Source organism: Woeseia oceani, assembly GCF_001677435.1.
GTDB classification, from domain to species: domain Bacteria; phylum Pseudomonadota; class Gammaproteobacteria; order Steroidobacterales; family Woeseiaceae; genus Woeseia; species Woeseia oceani.
In genome coordinates this window covers 1,408,774-1,424,870 of the sequence record NZ_CP016268.1, presented here as the reverse complement: position 1 = coordinate 1,424,870, position 16,097 = coordinate 1,408,774, and the positions used below count along the sequence as shown (strand labels likewise).

General features: G+C 56.4%; 15 protein-coding genes. 7 read left to right on the top strand and 8 right to left on the bottom strand.

The genetic code is table 11. The features are described 5' to 3' along the window. The first annotated feature begins 178 nt into the window (after positions 1 to 178). Positions 179 to 1,366 (top strand): type VI secretion system-associated FHA domain protein TagH, encoded by a 1,188-nt coding sequence (gene tagH, locus BA177_RS06270; RefSeq protein ID WP_068614302.1) that lies wholly within the window; start codon positions 179 to 181, stop codon positions 1,364 to 1,366. Positions 1,367 to 1,438: 72 nt separating this feature from the next. Here the strand turns inward: tagH and acs are convergent, their stop codons facing one another. The 3 genes from acs to BA177_RS06255 are packed head-to-tail and all read right to left on the bottom strand — an operon-like array spanning position 1,439 to position 4,740. Then, entirely contained in the window at positions 1,439 to 3,388 is a 1,950-nt protein-coding gene (acs, locus tag BA177_RS06265) for an acetate--CoA ligase (protein ID WP_068614300.1), read from the bottom strand. Between the two features lie 36 nt (positions 3,389 to 3,424). Next, positions 3,425 to 4,291, bottom strand: a complete 867-nt coding sequence (locus BA177_RS06260; protein ID WP_068614297.1) for an HpcH/HpaI aldolase/citrate lyase family protein — start codon at positions 4,289 to 4,291, stop codon at positions 3,425 to 3,427. Then, complete coding sequence (locus BA177_RS06255) at positions 4,291 to 4,740, bottom strand: MaoC family dehydratase (RefSeq protein ID WP_068614294.1); 450 nt, start codon at positions 4,738 to 4,740, stop codon at positions 4,291 to 4,293. The genes BA177_RS06260 and BA177_RS06255 overlap by 1 nt, the downstream gene beginning before the upstream one ends. A 255-nt stretch (positions 4,741 to 4,995) precedes the next feature. Between BA177_RS06255 and BA177_RS06250 the strand changes: the two genes are divergently transcribed. After that, positions 4,996 to 5,433 (top strand): CoA-binding protein, encoded by a 438-nt coding sequence (locus BA177_RS06250; protein ID WP_068614291.1) that lies wholly within the window; start codon positions 4,996 to 4,998, stop codon positions 5,431 to 5,433. Positions 5,434 to 5,472: 39 nt separating this feature from the next. Here BA177_RS06250 and BA177_RS06245 read toward each other — a convergent pair whose 3' ends face one another. Then, positions 5,473 to 6,783: a D-amino acid dehydrogenase gene (locus tag BA177_RS06245; protein ID WP_068614290.1), complete on the bottom strand. Its 1,311-nt coding sequence runs from the start codon at positions 6,781 to 6,783 to the stop codon at positions 5,473 to 5,475. Positions 6,784 to 6,916: 133 nt separating this feature from the next. On the opposite strand from BA177_RS06245, the gene BA177_RS06240 reads away from it, so the two are divergent. Beyond that, positions 6,917 to 7,384, top strand: coding sequence for a winged helix-turn-helix transcriptional regulator (locus BA177_RS06240; RefSeq protein ID WP_068614286.1), 468 nt, complete (start codon positions 6,917 to 6,919; stop codon positions 7,382 to 7,384). 149 nt (positions 7,385 to 7,533) lie between these two features. On the opposite strand, the gene BA177_RS06235 is transcribed toward BA177_RS06240, so the two are convergent. The 4 genes from BA177_RS06235 to BA177_RS06220 form a co-directional block, all read right to left on the bottom strand. Then, positions 7,534 to 8,283, bottom strand: coding sequence for a copper resistance protein B (locus BA177_RS06235; protein WP_197493363.1), 750 nt, complete (start codon positions 8,281 to 8,283; stop codon positions 7,534 to 7,536). Between the two features lies 1 nt (position 8,284). After that, positions 8,285 to 10,252 carry a copper resistance system multicopper oxidase gene (locus BA177_RS18870; protein ID WP_068614283.1) on the bottom strand — a complete coding sequence of 656 codons (1,968 nt, stop codon included), beginning with the start codon at positions 10,250 to 10,252 and terminating at the stop codon, positions 8,285 to 8,287. A gap of 114 nt (positions 10,253 to 10,366) precedes the next feature. Continuing rightward, positions 10,367 to 10,738 (bottom strand): hypothetical protein, encoded by a 372-nt coding sequence (locus BA177_RS06225; protein WP_068614280.1) that lies wholly within the window; start codon positions 10,736 to 10,738, stop codon positions 10,367 to 10,369. Positions 10,739 to 11,055: 317 nt separating this feature from the next. Beyond that, positions 11,056 to 11,523, bottom strand: a complete 468-nt coding sequence (locus BA177_RS06220) for a VOC family protein (RefSeq protein WP_231892492.1) — start codon at positions 11,521 to 11,523, stop codon at positions 11,056 to 11,058. 352 nt (positions 11,524 to 11,875) lie between these two features. Between BA177_RS06220 and nhaA the strand changes: the two genes are divergently transcribed. The 4 genes from nhaA (at position 11,876) to BA177_RS06200 (ending at position 15,986) form a co-directional block, all read left to right on the top strand. Then, complete coding sequence (nhaA, locus tag BA177_RS06215) at positions 11,876 to 13,099, top strand: Na+/H+ antiporter NhaA (RefSeq protein WP_068614274.1); 1,224 nt, start codon at positions 11,876 to 11,878, stop codon at positions 13,097 to 13,099. Between the two features lie 16 nt (positions 13,100 to 13,115). Then, entirely contained in the window at positions 13,116 to 13,910 is a 795-nt protein-coding gene (locus BA177_RS06210) for an SDR family NAD(P)-dependent oxidoreductase (protein ID WP_082989912.1), read from the top strand. Between the two features lie 253 nt (positions 13,911 to 14,163). Further along, complete coding sequence (locus tag BA177_RS06205) at positions 14,164 to 15,396, top strand: tyrosine-type recombinase/integrase (protein WP_068614270.1); 1,233 nt, start codon at positions 14,164 to 14,166, stop codon at positions 15,394 to 15,396. Continuing rightward, a complete protein-coding gene (locus tag BA177_RS06200) occupies positions 15,393 to 15,986 on the top strand; it encodes a hypothetical protein (RefSeq protein WP_068614267.1) in 594 nt (197 codons plus the stop codon). Before BA177_RS06205 ends, BA177_RS06200 begins: the two co-directional genes overlap by 4 nt. The last annotated feature ends 111 nt before the right edge of the window (positions 15,987 to 16,097 follow it).

The following is a 16,097-nucleotide window of genomic DNA, read 5'->3' as shown; positions in this document are numbered from 1 at the left end:
TTCCACCCTGAAAGCCCGCTCAGTCCAGGCAGTGACCCCACGTCCGGCGTCGTTTTCGCTCTGTTTTGTGTGAACTGCTCGGCAGCACGGTTAGCCCGCAATCTGCACAATATGCCGATATCGAGCACTGTGGCCGAATAACGCCCCTCGGACCTTACAACTGGGATCAAAGCGAACGATGCCGTTACAACTCAAAATCACCAGTGAACACCGACGCCTGATGGCCGGCGACGCCGAACGACAGTTTAACGAAACTGGCGGCACGATTGGCCGTGGCCTGCAAAGCGACTGGATACTGCCGGACAACGACCGCTTCGTGTCCAGCCGGCACGCCGCTATCGATTACAAGAACGGCGCCTATTACGTGGCTGACATCAGCACGAACGGGCTGTTCGTCAATGACTCCGATGAGCCGCTCGGCAAAGGCAATCCCCGTCGCTTGTTCAGCGGTGACCGCCTGCGCATGGGCGAGTTCGAGATGCTGGTCAGCATTGATGAAGGCGAGAGCTTGTCACTCGCCATGGAACCCGACCAGCAAGTTGTTGCGGAACACGTAGACCAGCTGGTACCTGAAGAACCCATGCGTACGGGCATTCAATTGCTCGACGAAGAAGAAATCACCGGTGACGAAGCCTTCCAGTCCGCGCTCTTTGGCACTACCCGCATGGAACGCGAACGTCCGCGAGTAACGACCGCACCGGCAAAACCGACACCAAGAACCAAGCCTGTCGCCAATCAAGCCGCCGCCGACGACGACCTGTTCGCCGCTTTTTTGAAGGGCGCGGGGATTGACAGGGATGATATACACGCCTCCATGGACCCGCGGGAAATCATGCAAAACGCCGGCCAGGTTCTGCGCGAGTTTGTCAGCGGCACATCGGAACTGCTGGAAAGCCGGGCAAACCTCAAGAGTATGTTCCGACTCGACCAGACAACGGTGCTGCCGCGGCACAACAATCCGTTAAAACTGGCTGAGAACTGCAACGACTCAATAAAGCAATTACTGGTCGGCAAGGAAGGCGAGTACCTGGGACCGATTGACAGCGTCAAGGAAGTCTGCCGCGACCTCAAATTCCATCAAGACGCTGTCATCGAGGCGATGGTGACCTCGTTCAAAGAATTCGCTGATCGCTTCGACCCGGACGAGTTGCAGGACAATTTCGATCGCACGCTTGGTCGCAAGCCACTGCTGGGCACGTTCGGCAAACCGAAGTACTGGCAGCTTTATTGCGAGCTCTACCCCATCATAACCAAGAGTGGTAGCGGACCGTTCCCGCAACACATTGCCGAAGAATTCGTGCGTTCTTACGAGAAGCACATCGGCGAATACAAGCGGGTTGATCGCAAGGATGGCAAAGCTGCCTGATCGCTGCCTGGCGGCGTGAGTAGCAGTGCACGAGCCTGTCGTGCACTGCTATCGGATACGCTATCCCGAAGATCAGTCTGAGCTGCGATTCATCCGGTTGTCGATCAGGTCCTGCACAACACCAGGGTCCGCCAGTGTCGACGTGTCCCCAAGGTTGCCGAACTCATCCTCCGCTACTTTGCGCAGAATGCGCCGCATGATCTTCCCGGAACGCGTCTTCGGTAACGATGGCGCCCACTGAATCAGATCGGGTGCCGCAATCGGACCAATTTCCTTGCGAACCCATTTCACCAGTTCCGAACGCAGGTCATCGCTGGAAGCGACACCGTCCATCAATGTGACATAGGCATAGATGCCCTGCCCTTTGATGTCGTGCGGATAGCCAACGACAGCGGCCTCGGCCACCTGCGGATGCGCAACGAGCGCACTTTCCACTTCCGCGGTGCCCATACGATGCCCGGACACATTCAGCACATCGTCGACACGCCCTGTAATCCAGTAGTCGCCGTCTTTATCCCGACGCGCACCGTCGCCGGTAAAATAACGGCCGGGAAACGTCGCGAAGTAAGTATCAACGAATCGCTGATGATCGCCATACACCGTACGCATCTGGCCCGGCCAGGAATCGCTGATCACAAGGTTGCCTTCCGCAGCACCTTCAAGTTCGACACCTTCACTGTCGACGATGGCGGGTTGAATGCCGAACAGCGGTCGCGTAGCCGAACCGGGTTTTAAAGCCGTGGCGCCCGGCAACGGACTGATCAGGATGCCGCCCGTTTCTGTCTGCCACCAGGTATCAACGATCGGGCAGCGCTCATCGCCAACAACATGGTAATACCACTCCCAGGCTTCCGGGTTAATGGGCTCACCCACTGACCCGAGCAGGCGCAGTGATGCGCGCGATGTTTTCTTAACCGGCGCGTCGCCTTCCCGCATCAACGCGCGGATCGCCGTGGGCGCGGTGTAGCAAATATTGACCTGGTGCTTGTCGCAGACTTCCCAAAAGCGCGACGCGCTGGGGTAATTTGGCACGCCTTCGAACATCAGCGTGATAGCGCCGTTGGCCAGTGGTCCGTAGACGATATAGCTATGTCCCGTAACCCAACCGACATCTGCCGTGCACCAATACACATCTCCCGGCTTGTAGTCGAATACGTATTTATGTGTCAACGCGGCATAGACCAGATAACCACCCGTCGTGTGCAGTACGCCTTTCGGTTTGCCCGTCGACCCCGAGGTATAAAGGATAAACAACGGGTCTTCCGCCGACATTTCCTCACAAGGGCAATCATCGTCAACTTCAGCTTCCATTTCGTGCAGCCAGTGGTCACGACCAGCGTCCCACTCGATGTCTGCACCGGTATTGCGGACCACGAGCACTTTCTCGAGGGTCGTTACGCTCTCGTGCGCTGCGGCAGCATCCACGCTGGCCTTCAGAGGGATTTTCTTGGCGCCTCGCAAACCTTCGTCCGCGGTGATTACAATATTTGATTCGCAGTCATGAATTCGACCTGCCAAGGCATCCGGCGAAAAACCACCGAATACGACTGAGTGCACAGCTCCGATTCGTGCACAGGCCAGCATCGCAACAGCTGCCTCCGGAATCATCGGCATGTAGAGCGTTATTCGGTCGCCCTTTTTTGCGCCAAGCTTCTTAAGGACATTGGCAAACCGACAAACGCGTTTATGCAATTCTCTGTAGGTGATCTTGAGATCACGTTGTGGGTCGTCACCTTCCCAAATGATCGCCACGTCATCTGCTTTGGTGGCGAGGTGACGATCAACACAGTTGTAGCAGGCGTTTAACGTGCCATCGTAGTACCAGCGTATGTGCAGATCTTCGCGGGCAAACGAAACGTCCTTTACTTTGCTAAAGGGTTTTATCCAGTCAACAATAGCGGCTTGTTTTTTCCAGAAGCCCTCGTTGTCAGCAACCGAATCCCGATACATTGCCTCGTACCCCGCCTTGTCGAGCAAGGTATCGGCGGCCACTTCAGCTTTGACATCGTAAATCGTACTCATTGCAATTCCTGTCTATGTTGGTTTTATTGAAAGTGATCAGTTGAGTTTGCTAACAAGCCGCAGCAGTCGCTCAGCCTGAAGCAGATGCGGCCTGTCCAGCATCTCGCCATCAAGGCCCAGCGCACCGGCATCAGGCGAATCTGCAAATAATGCGACGATACGCTGCGCACGTTGTATTTCATCCTTGCCCGGCGTAAACGCTGCATTGATCGCCGCGACTTGCGCAGGATGTATTGCCAGCATTCCACTGAAGCCATCACGGCGAGCTGCCGCGGCATAGCTTGCCAGTCCGGACACATCGCGAAAGTTGGTAAACACAGTGTCGACGGCATCGACACCGGCAGCCGCCGCACCAAACAGGCAAAGGCTGCGCGCCAGTTCGTACGGTGCCAACCAGTTTCCATGTTCGTCGCGATTACGGGTCGCGCCTACCGCCGCGCTGAGATCCTCGCCCCCCCAGCTCATGGCGGCTAAGCGTTCGCTGCTGCCCGCGTATTCATGCAAACGAAACAGCGCCTCCGGCCGCTCGGTGACCAGCGGCATGATCTTCGTTTGCCCCATCGGTAAGCCGTGTTCTGCTTCAAAACCGTTAAGCAAGTCATCCAGCCGAGCGATGTCTGACGCACCATTTGCCTTGGGCAAAACAATACCGTGCGGCGCTCCGGGAAATGCTGCTCGCAAGTCGAGCAGAGCATCTTCGGAGTCCAGTGGATTGATGCGTAACCACAATTCCTGCACGGCACGATCAGCAAGAAATTCGCCTGCCTGACGACGGGCGGCCGGACGCCCGTTGGGCGCAACAGAATCTTCAAGATCGACGATCAGCGCGTCAGCACCGCTGTCACGTGCCTTGGCGAGCTTACGCTCGCTGTCGCCCGGGACAAAAAGGTAGCTGCGATTCACTACGGTTTCCGCAACATCAACGCCGAACGCTTGCAGACGCCGACCAACTCATCGTGCTGATTGAATGCGCGATGCTCGAAAACGACAATGCCGTTATCCGGGCGTGACTTGCTTTCGCGTAATTCCAGCACTTCAGTCTGAACGTGGATGGTGTCACCGTGAAACAGTGGCTTGGGGAACTTGACATCATCCCAGCCAAGATTGGCAACTGTCGTTCCCAGGGTGGTCTCGTTGACGGAGATGCCCACCATGAACGACAAGGTCAAACAACTGTTGACCAGCGGCCGGCCAAATTCGGTGGACTTGCAGAATTCGGCATCAATGTGCAAAGGCTGCGGATTGTGGGTCAGTGCGCTGAACCAGACATTATCTGCCTCCGTGACCGTCCGGCGGATGGGGTGCTCGAAGACCCGGCCAACCTCAAACTCTTCGAAATACAATCCCGGCATAGTATCGGTCCCAACAAACTGTGGTTAATTCAGGGTCCTGCATGATAGTAGGCTTTGCCGCGGTTGCAAACGGACGACGTCCATTCACGTGCGCCACCCGCCATCCGCGGCCGGTGACCTGGCCCGAACTTTGAAGCCCGCAGTAACGATGTGCGGCCGTGTTGTTGCTAGTATAGATACAGGCGCCGGTCACCCGCCCGAACAACCGGTGCGAGCAAGACGCAAAGTATATTTCGATTTCTGGTAGGACAAACTATGAGCAGCGCACAAGATGAGTACGACGACAACGAGCTCCGAAGAATACTCGATGACACCGATACGATAGCAATGCTCGGCGCCAGCCCGCGCGGCAATCGCGACAGTCATCGCGTCATGCGCTATTTGCAGCAAAAGGGTTACCGGGTCATTCCCGTAAACCCGACACTTGATGCTGACCAAACCATCCTCGGAGAACGGGTCTATGCGGCGCTGGCCGACATACCCGACGAGTTTCAGATGGTTGACGTATTCCGCCGCTCCGACGCCGTGGCCGGCATCGTCGACGAGCTGCTGGCATTGCGGAATAAGCCGGCCTTTCTTTGGCTGCAACTGGGCGTCAGCGATGTGAACGCGGCAAACAAGGCGGAAGACGCCGGCATTGAGGTGGTCATGGACCGCTGCTTGAAAATCGAGCACAGCCGATTGTTCAGCTGAGCGTGAGCTGCTGAACAATGCGCGCGACTGTGCGGCAGCCTACGCCGGCGTAGGATTCCACTCACGGGGCCGCCGGTACGCCTTGCGCCCATAACGACTGAGACTCAGGTCGTCGCAACGTATGGTGGGGCGTTTGCCAACGACAATGTCGGACAGCAATTTGGCTGAACCACAGGCCATCGTCCAGCCCAGCGTGCCGTGACCGGTATTGAGGAATACGCCGGGTATGGCGGTCTCACCGATGATCGGTGTTGAATCCGGCGTCATGGGCCGCAAGCCCGACCAGAATTCGCCCTGCTCAAGATCACCACAGCCGGGGTACAAGTCTTCCAGCACCATCTCCAGCGTTTCCCTCCGGCGAGGATTCAACTCGGTCCCGTAGCCAGCAAGCTCTGCCATGCCACCTACCCGCACCCGGTCATTGAAGCGCGTCACGGCCACCTTGTAAGTCTCATCCAGTACGGTGGATACAGGCGCTGCATCAGCGTCCAGCAACGGCACCGTCAACGAGTACCCTTTGACTGGATAGACAGGCAGATCAAGACCAATACTTTTGGCTAACGGCCGTGAATAGCTGCCGAGCGCAATGACGTAGCGGTCTGCACGGAGCAGCACTTTCCTGCCGTCAATACAAACGTGCATACCTTGAACCACGCCATCTTCAACGCGCATGCCGTCGATGTCGACACCGAATTTAAAATCGACGCCAGCCGCGCGGGCATGCTCCGCAAGCTGTGTCGTGAAGCTGTGGCAGTCGCCTGTCTCATCATTCGGTAAGCGCAGGCCACCGGCCAGTTTTTGGCCGTCGCGCAATAATGCGGGCTCAGCGATCCCAAGTTTGTCGCCCTCGAGCAATTCATACTCGATGCCGCAGGCCTCCAGCACATCGATGTCGCGCACAGCTGCATCGAACTGCGCTTCACTGCGAAACAGTTGCGTCAGTCCGCGACTGCGCTGTTCGTAGTCCAGCCCCAGCGTCTCACGCAGTTCGATCAGGCATTCACGACTAAACGCCGACACCCGTAACATGCGCTCTTTGTTTACCGCGTAACGGTCCGCGTTGCAGTTCAGCAGCATTTGCAACATCCACTGCCACTGGAACAGCGAGCCATCAGGGCGTATCGACAAGGGTGCGTGCCGTTGCATCAGCCACTTCACGGCTTTCAGAGGTATGCCCGGCGCAGCCCACGGCGTCGAATACCCTGGCGATACCTGACCTGCGTTCGCAAAGCTGGTCTCCATGCCGACCGCCGGTTTGCGGTCAAGCACGGTCACTTTCGCGCCTTGCTCTGCCAGATACCACGCGGTGGTCGTGCCGATAACACCGCTACCAAGGACGATTACATGCATGTCGGGCAATCCACTACTATGCTGTTGAAAATTGGCAGTTTATTGACTTAATGGCAGTGTTTTTCGTTTATTTATGATACTTTTTCAGTGAATTCCATTGCCAAACCCCGTTATTTTGACCGCGAGTAGTGAAATGCGCGAACTCGACAGAACCGACCGACGAATACTTGATGTTTTGCAACACGATGGCCGCATTTCAATGACCGAGTTGGCCGAGCGGATAGGCCTGTCGGCGACGCCCTGTACGGAACGCGTACGACGCCTGGAGCGCGACGGCGTCATTAGCGGCTACTACGCCCGCGTTGACCCGCGGGCACTGGGCAAACCGATGCTGGTGTTCGTCGAATTCAAGCTGGCTGCCAAGTCTGCCAACACGTTTGACACCGTAGGAAGGAAGCTGTCCAACGTTCCAGAGGTCATGGAATGCCATTTGGTGTCCGGCGAATTCGATTACCTGATCAAGGCCCGCATCACCGAAATGACCGACTACCGTCGTTTGCTGGGTGCAATCCTGAACGAACTGCCGGCCGCCGCAGAGTCGCGCAGTTACGTCGTCATGGAAGAAGTGAAAGAAAGCTTGTACCTGTCGCCGTTTGCCTGAGTCGCCTGAGGCTTGCAGCACTGATTATTACCGTCCGCGGCAATCAGGTGAGAAGAACAGGTTGGCATAAATGAAATCAGGCGAGAGCAGCTTGCACCAAAGAATCTCAATGCGACTAGTATTCGCTGCCTCGCCAAGCCACTTTAGGCTCAGAACCAGAAACGCAAACCCGCAACCAAAGACGTAGCTGAAGTCTCCTCGCCCGCGCTTCGTAGCCTATCGGCCGCATTGCCGTAGCTCTGTCGCCACTCAATGCCTACGTACGGCGCGAATTCACGACGCATTTCGTAGCGCAACCGTAAGCCGAGTTCACTGCTGTTTACGCCGCTGGCAACTCCGGCTTCTGGTACACCGCTCAGCGCAGCATCCACGGCAAAGCCCGGTTGCAGAATCCAGCGTTGTGTCAATAACAACTCGTACTCCGCTTCGAAACGCATTGAAACGTCGCCGTCCTCACTGACAAACGCGGCAGCGTCGATCTCAAACTCGTACGGTGCAACGCCCTGAAGCCCCGCCACAAGAAAGCTTCGACCGTCACTGGGCCGGAAATCGTGCCGCACTCCCAACTGCCATTCCCAGTAAGGTGCGAACAAGCGACTGAACAACAACTGGAGTTCGGCATGCTCAGGCGCACTGCCGGTTCTGCCTTCCCCTTCCGTCTTCCAACGCAAGCGATTGAAGTCATAGCCGTACCAACCCTGCGCTTCCCAGGCATAACTGTCTTCGCCATCGGCGATACCGCTTTCAAGGCGATCACCTGCCACTTTCCAGTACGGGCCTGGCTTGTGCATAGGCGGCCCCCAGTCGTCCGGTGTCCCGGCAGTGCGGTCGGCATGCGCGGCCGAGGTCAGCAAAAGGACTGTTAACAGCAACCATTGTCGGCTCTTCATTTTCATCATCTCAACTCACCCGCACAACACGAAACATACCCATCTCCATGTGGTAAAGGAGATGGCAGTGAAACGCCCAACGGCCTTTCGCATCCGCATTGATCAACATGGAGACCCGCGATGCCGGCATGACGTTGATCGTGTGCTTGCGCGGAATTTCGCGGCCGTGGCCGTTCTCGATTTCCAGCCACATGCCGTGCAGGTGAATGGGGTGGTTCATCATCGTGTCGTTCACGAGCGTCAGCCGCAGTCGTTCACCAAAGTTAAATTCAATCGGACCATCCACTTCATGAAACTGCACACCGTCGAAAGACCACATGTACCGCTCCATGTGCCCGGTCAGGTGCAGTTCCAGCTCGCGATCCGCAGGGCGGTCATCGAAGTCGTTGGCCAGTCGTTTGAGGTCGGTGTAGACGAGCACCCGGTGCTCCACATCCTCCAGTCCGATGCCCCGTTCGCCGAGGCGATTGCGCTGTACGGCGGCTATGCCTGCATTGCCCGCACCGTGCTGATCGGGGCCGTGTCGCGCGATAACCGGGCCAGTGTTGCCACCCATGTCATGACCATCGTGCCCCATACCTTCCATGCCCGTATCATCCTCGGGCATGCTGTCGTGGTTCATCGCACTGTGATCCATGCGGGCCCTATCAGCATCCCGCCTGAGCATGCTGCCGTGGTTCATACCGCTATGATCCATCGTGCTGTGATCCATGCCTGCCAAGTCGGCATCACTCTGGGGCAGGTTCCCGAGATTCATCGCTCCGTGGTTCATCGTGTTGTGATCAGGGCTGTTCTGTTTGCTGTCGTCGTTGGTCGGCGTACCCACTTCCATGTCACCGTGGTCCATGCCCATATCAATCATTGATAGTTTTGGTGGTTTTCGCAGCGCTGGTATCGCCGCTCGCAGTCCCGCTCTCGGTGCCAGTGTGCCCGACGCGAAACCACTGCGATCGATGGATTCTGCCATCACAGTGAAAGCACGATCCTCCGTTGGCGTAACGACAACGTCGTAGGTTTCTGCCGTAGAAATCTGAAATTCGTCTGTGACCACAGGTTGAACATTCTGCCCGTCGGCAGCGACGACCTGCATGGCCAGCCCCGGAATGCGAATATTGAAAATGGACATGGCCGAACCGTTAATGAAGCGCAGCCGTACACGTTCGCCTGGGGTAAACAGGCCGGTCCAATTGCCTGCCGGGTGCAGGCCGTTCATCAAATAGGTGTAGGCGGTCGCACCCACATCGGCGATATCGGACTGCATCATCCGCATCCGGTCCCACGCCAGCTTGGTCCGCAAGGCCTCCCGCCGTGTTCCACTCTCGGGGTGGAGCACGTCCTTTAAGGTTCGCCGTTGATAATTATAGTAATCACCCATCTTCTTCAGGCGACCCATAACATGGTGCGGGTCATCGAATGTCCAGTCGGACAGCATCACAACGTAGTCGCGGTCGTACTGCACCGGGTCCGGGTCCTGCGGATGTATCACCAGCGGGCCGTACACACCGACCTGCTCCTGCAAACCCGAGTGGCTGTGATACCAGTAACTGCCGTTCTGCCGAACCGGGAAGCGGTACTGAAACGTCGTGTCGGGCTTGATGCCCTGAAAGGTAACACCGGGAACACCGTCCATTTCGAACGGCAGAATTATTCCGTGCCAATGTATGGACGTGTCATCGCGCAGCGCATTGCTGACGTTAAGCACAACATCCTGTCCCTCGTACCATTCCAGCAGCGGGCCCGGGATGCTGTTGTTGATGGTCATGGCATTGCCGGTACCGCCGGCAATCTCCATGCGTTGCGCGGCAATTCGCAGGTCGTAAACCAGCGGCTCGCTGCCGGGACCGTCCTGCTGATGCAGAACATTCATGCTACGCGCCCAGGCCGGAACCAGTGCATCGAGCAATGCGGCGCTTCCGGTCGTGGCCGCGTAGCGAAGAAACCGGCGTCGCGAAGCGCCGATCCTGTTTCGATCAATCATTGAAGTACTTCCTGCTGTTTGCACGCGCGGCGTCACGGCGATACGCAAGCAAATTGGTGTGCACACCCTGTCAAATCAAACAGGGCGACTCGTCGGCGACCCGCAGGTGCCGAATCAGCAGAAAGCGATTGGAGGTCGGAAGAGCGATCCGGAGTATGGCGCTGGCGGTGCACGTTTTGCGAAGGGCTGCACGGCCACTTCGAGTCCCGCGGCCATGGTCAGATTGACCGCCACGTTCGGTGCTGTCGGTGTCACTGACGTGGCACACAAGGCGACACAGGACTCACAGCACGGGCTGTCATCCAGCACAGGCGCACTCTGTTCGTGGTCCATAGCGGCCATATCGTGCATGCTGTGATCCATGCTCCCCGTTTGGCCCGCAGGCCCTTCCTCAACGGAAAAACAAAAGCCTGCAACATCAGCGAGCCCTGCCACGGGCACACTGAACAGAATCAAGAACAGGACAATTGCGGCTGAAGGCTTCATGGAGACAGGGTAAGCAAAACTGGTGCAAGACACAATTGACTGGGACCCGTGCAAAGACCGAACGTTCCGAATGTCACCCACGAGATTGAGTTTCACCAACCAAGTAAGCGGCCGCGCTTCTGTATTCACAAGAGACCTTATGAACATTCGGGTCCCGGGCGATCATGAACGAGAGATCAACTGGAGGACCGGAGCTCACCGGTCCACCTGCCTTCAAAAACGCGACTGACTTCTTCAGTAAGAAGCTCGCTGTTTGCCAGCGGTGTAGCTACGTCCGTGCAGACACACAGCCTGCGCCAGTGACAACCTCGAGCACCCTATTTGGCAAACAACTCGGATTCGACATCCTTAAAGGCTTTGAATTCGAGGGCATTTCCTGATGGATCGCAAAAGAACATGGTGCCCTGCTCCCCGGGCTCACCCTCGAATCGAACGTAAGGTTCGATAATAAATTCCTGTTTGGCGTCGCGCATTTTCTGCGCCAGCTGATGCCATTCAGGGAACGGAAGAACGACGCCGCAATGTGGCACCGGCACGCCCTGTCCGTCGACCGGATTCTTGATATTCCCCACGCTGCCGTCTCTACCCAACGATGCATTGAGGTGCACCACAAACTGATGGCCGTACATATTGAAGTCGACCCACGTCTCATCACTCCTGCCTTCCGGCAGGCCCATGTAGACGCCGTAAAAATCCCGTGCTTCGGGAATATCGCGGACCTGGATCGCAATGTGAAACGGGCTCAACACAGGGTTTGCTGAATCATGATTTCGGCTAGCGGTCACTGCTTACTCCTATTATTGTTATTGCCTTCAAAAATGCCGCATCCTACCGAAAAGCATGTAGCGGTGGTAAAGAATAATGCTGCTTTCCGCTGGTTGCACCCGTGCACCCCCCCCCGTTCGGCGGCAAACAAGCGCCTGCTACCTCTGCGAGCCTTGCGCCGGATAGGCGGAAAAAACCACAACCAGACAAATTCCGCTAATGGCTGCATGCGCAGGGTGCGAGTATATCCGTGGCAATACGTTGCTTATTATGGCTTTAGGTACCACTGGATACTCCGAATACTGTTGGGACCGGCCACTTTCGATTTGCTAAGCTGGCAAGCATTGTCAGCGCAACAACCCAAGGAATTCGATGCCCGACTCTCGATCTGCTTCATCTGATAAAGTCCTGTCTGCACTACGTGAATTCATGCAACTGGAGTCGGCCAGTGGGCTCTTGCTGCTCGCTGCGGCCGCACTGGCGATGCTCATTGCCAACTCGCCGTTAACGGCCCTGTACGATTCCTTACTCAGCACTACCGTCGCCGTTCAGGTCGGCGCGCTGATCATTAACAAACCACTCTTGCTCTGGATCAATGACGGTCTGATGGCCGTGTTCTTTTTCCTGATAGGGCTCGAGATCAAACGTGAAGTAATGGAAGGCGAACTTTCATCTGTATCGCAGGTAGTGCTGCCTGCAATGGGCGCATTCGGCGGGATGCTGGTGCCGGCCGGCATTTACGTCGCGTTCAACTACAGCGACCCGGAAGCGCTCGGCGGCTGGGCCATACCAATGGCAACCGACATCGCGTTCGCGCTTGCCCTGCTCGGCACCTTCGGCAGCCGTGTACCAACCGCGCTTAAGGTCTTCCTCCTCACGCTGGCAATCTTCGATGATCTTGCAGCCATTGTCGTCATCGCGCTGTTCTATTCCGGCGACCTTTCCTTACTCGCATTGATCACCAGTGCTGTTGCACTAGGTTCAGCACTTGCGATGAACCGGCTTGGTGTCACGCGTGTGTCCGCGTACGTACTGATCGGCGTCGTTTTGTGGGTGGCCGTCTTGAAGTCCGGCGTGCATGCAACGCTGGCCGGTGTGCTGGTTGCACTTTGTGTACCAATGCGCGACACCGACGGCGGCTCGCCACTGCGCGAACTGGAACACGATCTGCACGGCCCGGTCGCCTTTGCCATTCTGCCAATATTCGCTTTCGCCAATGCAGGACTGTCGCTGTCAGGCCTGTCCATCGACACGGTCCTCCACCCCGTAACCATGGGCATCGTCGCAGGGCTGGTACTAGGCAAACCGCTCGGCATCATGTTGTTTGTCGGTCTCGCTGTCGCGCTGCGAATGGCGAACCTGCCTGCCAAAGTAAACTGGCCACAATTGCTTGGCATATCGTTTGCCTGCGGCATCGGCTTCACGATGAGCTTGTTTATCGCCGGGCTTGCCTTCGAACACGGTGGCGGCCAGTACTATGGCGGTGATCGGCTGGGCATATTGCTGGGCTCCGTCATTGCTGCGGGTGCTTGCTATGTTCTGCTGCACCTCAGTCTGCCAGCGGCAAAGATCACACTGAAAAATACGGATCAATAGCAAGTCAGACCAGGTAATGGAATCTGCACCGAGGCATTCGAATATCGTGGAATACAATCCAGGAAACACTGACAAATTTTTGCGTGGCAAGCGCATTGCGATTTCAGGCGCAGGCCGCGGCCTGGGCCGCGCGCTTGCCATCGTCGCTGCAGATCACGGCGCAGATACCGTGCTCCTCGGTCGGGACCAGTTGGCCCTCGATGAGGTTGCAGCAACAATCAGTACGAGAACCGAACGAAGGCCTCTCGCCGTGGTGTGTGACTTGGCGAGTCCATCAAGCATTCACTCAGCTTACGAAAATGTTCTTAATGTCGATGCGACAGTCGATGTATTGATAAACAACGGAGCGCCGTGGTCGACTGGTAACCTGATCGACTTGTCCGACGATGACATTGTCGCTACTGTGGCAGCCGCCGTAACCGGGACCATTCTGCTGACAAAAAAGTTGCTGCCCGCACTCCGGCAATCAGCTGCCGCCGATATCATTACCATCGTTTCAACATCGGCAATTTTCGGCAATCACCACAGCGGTGGTTCGACGCCTTTTTTTGCCGCCAAGCACGGCCAGTCCGGCTTCAGCGACAAACTGCGTCATGAATTGCGAAACGACGATATTCGCGTTTCGGCAATCTATCCCCCTGACTTCGATGATGCGGACCCGACGGATCCGAGCTGGGAGAACAGACCTTCCCAAAGTGCGATGATTTCGAACCGCGAGATTGTCTCAATCGTGCTATTTATTCTGGCATCTTCACGAGCGTGCAGTTTTCCCGCCGTTTTTGTCGAGCGCATGGCGCTGAAGTCAAACTGAGAACGACACCAGGAACCCGTTTTTTTCTATTGAGGCTAATAGACCACTCTTGTAAGTGAGATTTCCACTTTCCGGAAAATGGCGGAGAGGGTGTCTGCCTATTCCGTGTCGCAGTCGGTCTCACCGCTTCCGATTTACCACTATACTTTCAATAACTTACTGCTCACCCTTGCCGCATGCCGTCGCGTATTGTCGCTTCCAATTGCACATGTTATGGTGGGTCTAACGGTAGGTCAAGAGTTAGATTCCAACTTTGCCAAAGCTGGCCAAAGAACTTTCCGCACTGCAGGTTAAGCGTCTGGCGCGGCCTGGCATGCACGCTGTCGGCGGCGTCTCTGGACTGTACCTGAGCGTCAAGGAATCAGGTGCCCGAAGCTGGTCACTGCGAGTGGTAGCTGGCGGTCGCCGCCGAGAGATTGGGCTGGGCGGCTACCCTACTGTGACTCTCGAACAAGCCCGAACCAGAGCGCGCACAGCCCGCGAGCAGATTCGCCAAGGCATTGACCCCATCGAGGCAAAACAAGCGGCCAGCGACGCCCTGCGCGCCGCAGATGCCAAGCGACTTACGTTCCGACAAGCAGTCACCGCATTCCTGCGGACAAAGACGCAAGAGTTCCGAAACCCGAAACACGCAAAGCAATGGAAGACGACCCTAGAAACATACGCGATCCCTCGCATAGGCTCACTGCCTGTCGATCAGATCGACTTGGCGCACGTTATTTCCGTACTGGAACCAATTTGGGAAGCAAAGACTGAGACCGCGAGCCGTCTGCGTGGCCGTATAGAGGCAGTACTGTCCTGGGCTACTGTTTCCAAGCACCGGAGCGGCGAGAATCCCGCCCGATGGAAAGGTAACTTAGAACACGTATTGCCCAAGCCATCGAAGATTCAGAAGGTACGGCACTACCCTGCTTTACCGTGGCAAGAGCTTGCTGCCTTTATGACTGAACTCCGCAAGCGCAGCGGCACTGCGGCCCGCGCATTGGAGTTCGCAATTCTCACGGCAGCGCGGTCCGGTGAAGTTCGATTGGCCACCTGGGACGAGTTCAGCTTTGATGAAAAAGTCTGGGAGATACCTGGCGAGCGCATGAAGTCTGGAAAGACTCACAAAGTCCCCCTGTCCCGTCCTGCCCTAAATCTACTGAAGGCGCTTCCCCGATTTGAAGGTTCCAACTACGTATTCGCTGCAGCGCGCGGAGGTCCTATGTCGGATATGTCCTTGTCTGCAGTGACACGGCGCATGAAAGTTGACGCTGTCCCGCATGGTTTCCGCTCTACCTTCAAAGACTGGTGCCGCTCAGCGACAAACTTTGCTGATGAGGTGAGTGAGCTTGCGTTGGCGCACGTAAGCACCGATGCAACGCGGGCGGCTTATGCTCGGGACGAACTCATGCCGAAGAGAAAGAAGTTAATGCAGGAATGGGCGGACTTCTGCGGCTCACTCGTGACTGAGCCGTCGTTATTACGAATCCGAGGTGTAGAGTGACTGGGCGCAAGTTTTCTCGCGACAACCAACACGTATTCGCACCCGGCGGTCGTCGCAATGCAATTCTCGACAAGTGGGAAGCATGCATAAGGGGGGGCATTCCTATTGTTGAGCCGTGGAGCCTTCAAGAGATTCAAGCCATGCTTGAAGCTTCTAGCGGACTGAATGAAGAAGAGGAGCTTGGTACTAAGCACATGGAACGGGCGCGGAGAATATGGGGACTTTGCCGGCGCGCACTAGTTCGTACAAATCTCGACAGAGCATCCGCACTAATGAGTGCATTAATCAGTTCTTTAGGGCACGAGATGACTCTTGAAGACATTGGTGAAGCTCAGGAAGCGCGAAACTTGCGCCAAGATCAAGCCGCAACCAGACAACGCGGCGGCCAACAGTCTGGGAAAGCGCGAAAACAATACAGGCAAAGAGACCTAGACAATGCAGCCCATGCCTATCTAAGGCTGCACAAGAATTACACATTTCGAACTCACTTTAGGTTGAGCGACATAGCCAAAGAAGCGGGCCTCACGCTACCTCGTGTCACTGACCTCACCAAGAAGGCTATTGTCAAGCGCGCGGAAGAACTGAATTAGCGCAAATCACGGCGTCTTTTCTACGCTAAATACGGAACGAACTGAGTTCGCTCCGTATTCGAGTGCCGCCACACTCCAAATCGGTAACGCTCACCTCACTGATGTTAATCG